This window comes from Nocardia sp. JCM 34519.1, from assembly GCF_020361265.1.
Classification (GTDB): Bacteria; Actinomycetota; Actinomycetes; order Mycobacteriales; family Mycobacteriaceae; genus Nocardia; species Nocardia arthritidis_A.
In genome coordinates this window covers 332,595-341,771 of record NZ_JAIRBR010000008.1, presented here as the reverse complement: position 1 = coordinate 341,771, position 9,177 = coordinate 332,595, and the positions used below count along the sequence as shown (strand labels likewise).

Here is a 9,177-nt window from a genome sequence, read left to right as displayed (position 1 = left end):
TCTGGCGCAAGACAGCCGAGGAAATCCTCGACTCCCTCGCACGATATTTGCAACGAATTTCAGGCGCAGAACACTAGGGCACTCAGAGGTTGAAGTCGCGCTTGACCTTCGCGGCGTTCCAGTGCTCGACGAAGAACGACAGCAGCGGGATGGTTCCGGCGATCAGGGTGCCGACGGTTCGCATGATCGGCCAGCGCACCTTGACCGAGAGGTCGGCGGCGGTGAGCAGGTAGACGAAGTACACCCAGCCGTGCACGACGGCGATCCAGTTGGGGGTGTGCACGCCGAATCCGTACTTGGCGATCATCTCACCGGTCAGAAGCAGCAGCCACAGGCCGGTGGTCCAGGCGAGTACCCGGTAGCGCAGCAGCGCACTCGCGATCTTCGCGGTATTCGGTTGGGCCGCGGCGGTTTTCGTCGGCGCGGTGGCGGTCTGGTGCTCGCTGGCGGTCAACCGGCGCTCCTCTCGGGACGGTCGGCGTGCAGGCCCGCGTCGCGGACCCGCACGTCCATATCCTTGGCGTGTAGCTCGGCCAGATACCTGTTGTATTCGGCGAGTACGGGATCCTCGTCGCGCGCGGCCTTCGGGCGCTCGGGCAGTAGGCCTGCCGGAATCTCGCGCGGCGCAACGGGTTTCGCGGGTTTCGTCGGCCGCGGCGCGGGCTGCTCGGCATCCGGCTCGGCCTCGGACTCCAACCGTACGAACCGGAAGTAGGCGAATACCGCGAACCCGGCGAACAGCGGCCACTGCAGGGCGTACCCCAGGTTCTGGCCGGTGCCGCTGGACGATTCGAACCGCTGCCACTGCCACCAACCCAGCCCGAGGCAGGCGAGGGCGGCCACGATCACCAGCGCGATGAGGGCCGGGCGATTGTGTGCCGAGCGGCGGGGTGAAGCGGACACGACTACTACGGTACCCGTCTACTACACGGTACGTAGGGGCAGGTCGAGGTCAGAATTTGTAGGTGACGCCGGTCATGCTCTCGGAGATCTCCCACAGCCGCCGCCACAGCTCCCGGTTCTGCGACAGCTTGCTGGACGGTGACGGTTCGACCGGTCCCTGGCTCTGGAACCAGCGGGTCGGCCCCCAGTAGACGTCCGGATCCGCGTCGGGCATGGTCGCGGCGAATAGCGTGGAGTGCGCGGCCTTGGCGGGTGCGTGGCCGATCAGCCGGATGAACGGCTTGCTGATGTAGTCGAGCGGTGTCTCGGTCCTGGCGAACAGGTCGGTCGCCGAGACGCCGGGATGCACGGCGTACGAGCGTTTGGTCGATCCGGATTCGGCCAGTCGCCGCTGCAGTTCTCGCGCGAACATCAGATTCGACAGTTTGGCCTGCGCGTAGGCGAGGTTGCGTTGGTAGCGGCGGTGTTCGTAATTGAGGTCGTCGATCCAGAGCTTCGGGGTCTGCTTGTGCGCGATGCTGGCCAGGGTGACCACCCGGTCGCCGATTTTGTCGAGCAGTAGGCCGGTGAGCGCGAAATGGCCGAGATGGTTGACGCCCCACTGGGTTTCGAAGCCGTCCTTGGTGCGGGAGAACGGAATGTTCATCAGGCCGGCGTTATTGATGAGGACGTCGAATTCGCCTGTCTGCCCGGCGAATTCGCGCACCGAGGCGAGGTCGGCCAGATCGAGGGCCGCCACCCGGACGTCGCCGGGGATGGCGTCGGCCACCTCCTGTGCCTTCTTCGTATTGCGGCAGGCCATGATGACGGTCGCGCCCTTGGCGGCGAGTACCTTGGTGGTCTCCGCGCCAAGGCCGCCGTTCGCGCCGGTGATGACAAAGCTGCGCCCGGTCTGGTCCGGGATCTCTGCTGGTTTCCACGCCATATGGCAACCTTACTCTGGGGTAAGTTGGGGTGGAAGAGTTATTAGCACATCTAACTATCAATTGTCCCAGACAACAATGCGGTGATTGCGTGACTCGGATCTCAGTCGCTGCAGGGTAACTCGCCAGTACTCCGATACCGTGAACGGCGTGACGATCGTTGGCAGGCAGTACGGCGGGCGGGCCGTGGTGGAACGCAAGGCCGAGCGCCGGGTGCGCTTTCTGGAGGCGGCCACCAGGATCTTCGCCGAACGCGGCTATCCGGCCTGTTCGCTGGCCGATGTGTGCGCGGCCGCCGGACTGTCCAAGCGCCAGTTCTACGAGGAATTCCAGACCCGCGAGGACGTGCTGGTCGCCGCGTACGACCGGATCCAGGACGAGGCCGCCGCCGCGATATACGCCGCGCTCACCGCGCTGCCGCCCGGCGAGGATCTGCACACCAGGCTGACCGCGCTGATCACCGCATTCCTCGAGTCGATGGGCTCGGATCCGTACCGAGCCAAGGTCGCCTTCGTCGAGGTGGTCGGGGTCAGCGAACGGATGGAGCGACACCGCCGCGAACGCAGGCACGCCTGGAGCGGTCTGCTCGACTCGCTGATCGTGCCCGCCGTCGCCCCCGGCGGCCGGACCCGCGGCGGAGCCGGTTGGGCGGCAAGCGCGCTCATCGGCGCGGTGAACGGGCTCAGTCACGAATGGCTGCTCGCCGATCCGCGCCCACCGGTGGCGGATCTGGTCGACCTGCTCGTCCCGATTGCGATCGCGCTGATCGAATTCCCCTGAGCCCGATCTGCCGAAGTAGCGGCGGCGCCGTCCCCGCCGCCCGTGTCGCTGGCCGGTGGCTGCGCAGGTCACGGCCCATACTGGGGCGATGACCAGTGCCGTTGCTGTTGCCGACAAGGCCACCGAGCCACTGAGCCGGGCCCGCATCAACATCGTCTTCGTCACCGTCTCACTCGGCATGCTGATGGCCGCGCTCGACCAGACCATCGTGTCGACGGCGCTGCCGACCATCGTCGCCGATCTCGGCGAGGCCGGGCATATGGCCTGGGTGGTCACCTCATATCTGCTCGCCGAGGCCATCGCCACCGCACTCGCCGGCAAATTCGGTGACCTGTTCGGCCGCAAACTGGTCTTCCAGCTGAGCGGCGTCATCTTCATCGCCGGCTCGATGATCGCCGGCCTGGCGCACGGCATGACGCTGCTGGTGATCGCCCGCGCCATCCAGGGTTTCGGCGGCGGCGGGTTGATGGTGACCTCGATGGCGTTGATCGCCGATGTGATCCCGATGCGCGAGCGCGGCAAGTACACCGGCGCGCTCGGCTCGGTCTTCGGCGTCACCACGGTGATCGGACCGACGCTCGGCGGCCTTTTCACCGACCACGCGAGCTGGCGCTGGTGCTTCTACGTCAATGTGCCGCTCGCGGTGGTCATGATCGCGATCGCGGCGCGGGCCATTCCGGCGGTGCGCTCGACGATCCGGCCGATCGTCGACCACGCCGGTATCGCGCTGGTGGCACTGGCCACCACCTGCCTGATACTCGCGCTGGAGTGGGGCGGGCAGGAGTATCCGTGGGGTTCCAGGACGATCATCGGGCTGTTCATCGGCGCCGCCGTGCTGTTCGTCGCGTTCGTCGTCGCGGAGCTGCGGGCGAAGGAACCGATGCTGCCGATGGGTCTGTTCCGCAGCAATGTGTTCACGGTTTGTTCGATCCTGAGCTTCATCGTCGGGTTCGCGATGCTCGGCGCGATGACCTATCTGCCCGCGTATCTGCAGTATGTGGACGGGGTTTCGGCGACGCTGTCGGGATTGCGCACGCTGCCCTTGGTGGTCGGCCTGTTCACCACATCGATCCTGTCCGGGCAGATCGTCGGGACGACGGGGCGCTACAAGTACTTTCCGGTCGTGGGCACCGCGGTGATGTCCGTGGGGCTCTATCTGATGTCGACGATGGGCCGCGACACCGGGTTCTGGCGGGAATCGCTCTACATGTTGATCCTCGGGCTCGGCATCGGCCTGACCATGCAGGTGCTGACGATCGTCGTGCAGAACACTGTCCCGTACGCGCAGCTCGGCACCGCGACCTCCGGTGTCACCTTCTTCCGCACACTCGGAAGTACGTTCGGCACCGCGATTTTCGGCACCCTATACAGCAACCAGCTGAAGCCGAATCTGACCGAGGCGCTCACCGGCGTTCGGGTGGTGCCCCCGGCCGCGGCGGCGAATCCGCAACTGCTGCGGGCGCTTCCACCGGAGCTGGCGAATCCGATCATCGACGCCTATGCGCTGACCATCGATCATGTCTTCAAATGGGTTGTGCCGGTTGCGGTTCTGGGCTTCCTGGTGTCCTGGCTGCTGAAGCAGGTGCCGCTGCGGGACAGTTCGAAATCGGTGGCAGGCGATCTGGGCGAGGGGTTTTCGGTGCCCGACTCGCCGGACCGGGTGGTGCTACTGGAGCGTGCCGTCGCCGCGACGATGCGAAAGGCGCGGGCGGAGGGCGAATTCGGGCCGGACATCCTCGACCGCGCGGGTTCGGAACTCACCCGCGGGCAGGTCTGGGCGCTCGGACAGGTGTATCTGCACAACCGGATTCGGGGCGCGGCGACCTTGGATGCGATCGCGCACGCGCACAAACTGCCCGACGACATCATCGAACCGGTCTACGACCAGGTGACGAGTGCGGGATACGTTGCGCGCGAAGGGGATCGGCTGCTGCTCACCGAATCCGGCAAGGTCGAGGTGGACCGGGTGCACGCGGCGTGGCGGCGTTGGCTGGACGACCGGCTCGACGATTGGGATCTCACCGATCCGGACGACCGTGCTTTGCTCGACCGGGCGTTGGAGAATATCGCGACGAAGCTGCTCGACGAGGAGTCCAGGGACCGGGAATCCGCCCGGATCTGAGCCTTGCACTCCAATACTCGTCCACGTATATTCGTAGACGAGCAATGAGGAGGTGTATATGGCCAAGAAGCGCAAGGTCAACAATCTGATGGCGCTCGCGGTATTAGGTGTCGTGATCATGCGGCCGATGCACCGATACGAGATCGCGACCATGCTCAAAGCGTTCGGAAAAGACCGCGATATGGGCGTCAAATGGGGTTCGCTCTACACCGTTGTCGACAACCTCCGCAAGGCGGGTTTCCTGGAAATCGTCGGCAGCGAGCGGGCGGGCGCCCGGCCGGAACGGACGATCTACCAGATCACCGAGGCGGGGCGCGCCGAACTCTTCGATTGGACCAGGGAAGTGCTCGCCGAGCCCGAACCCGAACAGCTCCGGTTCGTCGCGGGACTGTCGCTGCTCAGCACCATCCCGCCGGACGATGTGATCGACCTGCTCGGCAGCCGGATCGAGGCGCTGCGCCGCACCATCGAGGCCGAGACCGCGGAGATCGACCAGCTGCTGCGAGACGATCTGCCGAGGCTGTTCATCGTCGAAAACCAATACCGGATAGCGATGTTGGAGGCCGAGGCGAACTGGGCCGAGGCACTGCGGAAGGAACTGGTCGACGGCAGCTTCCCTGGTGTCGACCAGTGGCGGCAGTTCCATGTCGACGGCTTACCGCCGCCAGGCATGGTCGAGCAAGCGGAGAGGAGTTTTGCCGCGGAGCGGGATAGCTCCTGAACAACCGAGAAATCGGACCCGGCGCAGGTGCGGCAACACCGGCGCCGAGCCCGATCGAACCGTCTCGAACCGCGTCCGCGTGCGCGCACCCGGCTACAAGGCTGGCAACCAAAGGATAACTGGGTGGGTGACGCGTGGGTCGGTTCGGGTTTACCAACACCGAACACGATTGGAAATCACCATGTCCGTTGTAAGAACTGCCCTGGTCATCGGCGGCGGTGTCGCCGGACCCGTCACCGCGACCGCATTGCGGATGGCCGATATCGATGCCCGGGTGTACGAGGCATATCCCGGACCGGCCTTCGGTATCGGCAGCAACCTCGCGCTGGCCCCGAATGGCGTTGCGGCACTTGACGTCATCGACGCGGGCGATGCGTTGCGTGCGGTCGCGACACCGATCTCGCACGGGTTCATGGTCCTCGGCGACCGGCGGATGCCGATGCCGCAGAGCGCCGAATTCGGCTTCGAACCGCTGCGCGCGGTCGATCGCAGCGATCTGCATCAGCTGCTGCACGATCGTGCGGTCGCCGAGGGCGTGACCTTCGAGTACAACAAGCGGCTCGTGCGGGTGGACGAACATCCGGAGGGCGTCACCGCACACTTCGCCGACGGCAGCACCGCCACCGCCGACGTGCTGATCGGCGCCGACGGCATTCGTTCGACGGTGCGCACCCTGATCGATCCGAAGGCGCCCGGCGCCGGATACACCGGCATGGTCGGTTTCGCCGTATACCTCGACAGCAGCGGGATCGAGCTCGAGCCGGAGACCATGTACTTCACCTACGGCAAGAACGCCTACTACCTGTACTGGTTGCACGGGAACGGCAAGATCTCCTGGGGTATCAACCTGCCGCACGAGTACATGACGCTGACCGAGGCCAGGTCGGTTCCGGCCGAGCACTGGCTGCGCCGGCTCCGCGAGACCTACGGTGCGGACCATCCGGCAGGCGAATTCGTCAGGCGCACAACGGCGGAAAACCTGCAGACGCAGGGTGCGCTGCACATCATGCCGCCGGTGCCGAACTGGTACCGCGGCCGCATGGTGCTGGTGGGCGACGCGGTGCACGCGCCGTCCAACAGTTCCGGTCAGGGTGCGTCGCTGGCGATCGAGAGCTCGATCCAACTGGCCCGCTGCCTGCGCGATTTCGCCGATCCGGAGTCGGCCTTCGCCGCCTATGTCGGGCTGCGGCGAAACAGGGTGGAGGGCATCACGGCGCGGGCCGCGAAGATCAACCACAGCAAGGCGCCGGGGGCGGTCGCCAAGAAGATCATGCCGGTCTTCATGCCGCTGGCGATGAAGATGATGAATATCGAGAAGACCATGCGGGCCGAACAGGGTTACCGCATCGACTGGGACGTCCCGGTGCAGCGGGAGCTGGCCGCGGCCTGATCACGCTGCGGTGGCCGGTCGTGCGTACGGCACGACCGGCTACCGAAAACGGCGGTGCCGCAACACCGCCGAAATTCTCCGAATTCAATTCGCGCGTATCCGGCTGAAGTCCGGCCATCGTCGGCGCGTGGCGTGTTCGGATTCGGCTCTGGAAATTCGAAAACGATTGGAGCACAACCATGTCCAAGGCACGTTCCGCGATCGTCATCGGCGGCGGTATTGCCGGACCCGTCACCGCGACCGCCCTGCACCAGGCGGGCATCGATGCGCGAATCTACGAGAGTTACCCGCACGAATCGCTCGGCGTCGGCGGCGGGCTCGGGCTTGCCGCCAATGGCATTGCGGCACTTGATGTCATCGGTGCGGGCGACGCGTTCCGGGCGGTGTCGGAACCGGCGCGGCGGCAGTTCATGGTGCTGGGCGGCAAGCAAATCGAATTGCCACCGGTCGACGGGATCGAACCGCTGCGATCGGTCACCCGCAGCGATCTGTACCGGGTACTGCACCAGCGGGCAGCGGATGCGGGTGTGCCGATCGAATACGGCAAACGCATCGATGGCGTCGAGGAGCACGCCTCGGGGATCACCGCGCACTTCACCGACGGCAGCACGGCCACCGCCGATGTGCTCATCGGCGCGGACGGCATCCACTCGATCGTGCGGACGCTGATCGACCCGCAGGCGCCGGGGGCGAACTACACCGGCATGCTCGCATTCGGCGCCACCGTCGATGTCGACGTCGACGTGGAGCCGGAGAGCATGTACTTCGTATTCGGCAAGAAGGCGTATTACCTGTACTGGCCGACGGCCGACGGCAAGATCGTCTGGGCCGTCAACCCGCCGCACCGGGAGTACCTGACCTTGGCCCAGGCCAAGGCGAAACCCGCCGAACACTGGCTGCGGTTGATCCGGGAGTTCTACGGCGATGACACCCCCGGTGGTGAATTCGCCCGTGCCACAACGGCGGAGAACCTGATCACCATCGGTGGCCTGCACATCATGCCGTCGGTGCCGCACTGGCACCGGGGCCGGATGGTGCTGGTGGGCGATGCGGTGCACGCGCCGTCCAACAGCACGGGTCAGGGCGCGTCGCTGGCCATCGAAAGTGCCGTCCAGTTGGCCCGGTGCCTGCGCGACCTGCCGGATGCCGCCTCGGCGTTCGCCGCCTACGAGCGGTTGCGCCGGGCCCGGGTGGAGAAGATCGCCGCCCGCGGTGCGCAGATGAATCATCAGAAGACGCTGGGACCGATCGCCAGAATGGTGATGCCGAAGGTCATGCCGATCTTTATGCGGATGGCCAGCGCCCAGAAGGTGACGCGGGACGAACAGAGCTATCGGATCGACTGGGATGCGCCCGTGCAGCAGGAACTGGCCGCCTGACGCCGCGTTATTCGATAGCGAATAGACTGCCGCCGTGGCCGATAGGAATTCCGATGGCAGTCCGGATCTGAACCAACTGCGCACCTTCCTCGCCGTCCACCGCGCCGGTTCGATCACCGCGGGCGCGCGGCTGATCGGGCTCTCCCAACCCACAGTGACCGCCCAGCTGCAGGCGCTGGAGAAGCGGCTCGGCTATCGGCTGTTCGAACGGTTGCCGCGCGGGGTCGCGCCGACGGCGGCGGCCGACGAATTGGCCGCGCGGGTGGCCGAACCGCTCGATCTGCTCGAGCTTGCGGTGGGCGGTCGGCGGGCCGCACCGGCCGGGCAACCGCCGGTGCGGCTCGGTGGTCCCGCGGAAATGCTTGCGGTGCAAGCCGTTCCGGTGCTCGCCCCGCTCGTTTCGGATGGCGTTCGGTTACACGTCACGGCCGGATTGTCGGAGGAACTGCTGATCGAGCTGCGGGCGGGCGAACTCGACCTGGTGGTGTCGACGGTCCGGCCGCGCGGGCGGGCCGTCGTCGCGGAACCGCTCAGCGACGAGGAATTCGTGCTGGTGGCCGCGCCCGATACGGCGGCGCGGGTCGATCTCGCGCGGCTGAGCCGGGAGGGGCCCGCGCTGCTGGCTGACCTTCCGCTGGTGAGCTACGCGCCGGATATGCCGATACTGCGGCGGTATTGGCGGCATGTGTTCGGCGTGCGGCTCACCCGTTCCGCGGCCGTCGTGGTCGCGGATCTGCGGGCGGTGCGGTCGGCGGTTGTCGCGGGCGGCGGGATCAGCGTGCTGCCGCGTTATCTATGCGCGGACGAATTAGCTTGCGGCGCACTGGTTCCACTGCTGGAGCCGGAGGATCCGCCGATCAATACCGGGTTTCTGGTGCGGCGGCCGGGCACGGTTGTGCGACCGCATGTGGAGCTGGTCGCGCGGCGGCTGCTCACGGCCGGGCGTTCCTGGTGAGTTG

Annotated in this window: 9 protein-coding genes; 6 read left to right on the top strand and 3 right to left on the bottom strand. The window is 66.3% G+C overall.

All coding sequences use genetic code 11. From position 1 onward, the window contains the following. Window positions 1–82 precede the first annotated feature (82 nt). Genes LGY53_RS22125 through LGY53_RS22115 form a run of 3 tightly spaced genes read right to left on the bottom strand, consistent with a single transcriptional unit; the run spans window position 83 to window position 1,828 of the window. A complete protein-coding gene (locus LGY53_RS22125) occupies window positions 83–454 on the bottom strand; it encodes a DUF3817 domain-containing protein (protein WP_374111212.1) in 372 nt (123 codons plus the stop codon). Continuing rightward, window positions 451–903 carry a transcriptional regulator gene (locus LGY53_RS22120; protein ID WP_167472557.1) on the bottom strand — a complete coding sequence of 151 codons (453 nt, stop codon included), beginning with the start codon at window positions 901–903 and terminating at the stop codon, window positions 451–453. The genes LGY53_RS22125 and LGY53_RS22120 overlap by 4 nt, the downstream gene beginning before the upstream one ends. Before the next feature lie 49 nt (window positions 904–952). Beyond that, the gene (locus LGY53_RS22115; protein WP_225728600.1) at window positions 953–1,828 is read right to left on the bottom strand and encodes an oxidoreductase; all 876 of its coding nucleotides are present in this window, start codon (window positions 1,826–1,828) and stop codon (window positions 953–955) included. Between the two features lie 148 nt (window positions 1,829–1,976). Between LGY53_RS22115 and LGY53_RS22110 the strand changes: the two genes are divergently transcribed. The 6 genes from LGY53_RS22110 (at window position 1,977) to LGY53_RS22085 (ending at window position 9,173) form a co-directional block, all read left to right on the top strand. Next, window positions 1,977–2,606 carry a TetR/AcrR family transcriptional regulator gene (locus LGY53_RS22110; protein WP_225728599.1) on the top strand — a complete coding sequence of 210 codons (630 nt, stop codon included), beginning with the start codon at window positions 1,977–1,979 and terminating at the stop codon, window positions 2,604–2,606. A gap of 88 nt (window positions 2,607–2,694) precedes the next feature. Next, window positions 2,695–4,728 carry an MDR family MFS transporter gene (locus LGY53_RS22105; protein ID WP_225728598.1) on the top strand — a complete coding sequence of 678 codons (2,034 nt, stop codon included), beginning with the start codon at window positions 2,695–2,697 and terminating at the stop codon, window positions 4,726–4,728. A gap of 58 nt (window positions 4,729–4,786) precedes the next feature. Next, window positions 4,787–5,449 carry a PadR family transcriptional regulator gene (locus LGY53_RS22100; protein WP_225728597.1) on the top strand — a complete coding sequence of 221 codons (663 nt, stop codon included), beginning with the start codon at window positions 4,787–4,789 and terminating at the stop codon, window positions 5,447–5,449. A gap of 181 nt (window positions 5,450–5,630) precedes the next feature. After that, on the top strand, window positions 5,631–6,839 hold the full coding sequence (locus LGY53_RS22095; RefSeq protein WP_225728596.1) for an FAD-dependent monooxygenase: 1,209 nt from the start codon (window positions 5,631–5,633) through the stop codon (window positions 6,837–6,839). Between the two features lie 179 nt (window positions 6,840–7,018). Further along, on the top strand, window positions 7,019–8,218 hold the full coding sequence (locus tag LGY53_RS22090; RefSeq protein WP_225728595.1) for an NAD(P)/FAD-dependent oxidoreductase: 1,200 nt from the start codon (window positions 7,019–7,021) through the stop codon (window positions 8,216–8,218). A 34-nt stretch (window positions 8,219–8,252) separates the two neighbouring features. Then, entirely contained in the window at window positions 8,253–9,173 is a 921-nt protein-coding gene (locus LGY53_RS22085) for a LysR family transcriptional regulator (RefSeq protein WP_225728594.1), read from the top strand. Window positions 9,174–9,177: the final 4 nt, after the last annotated feature.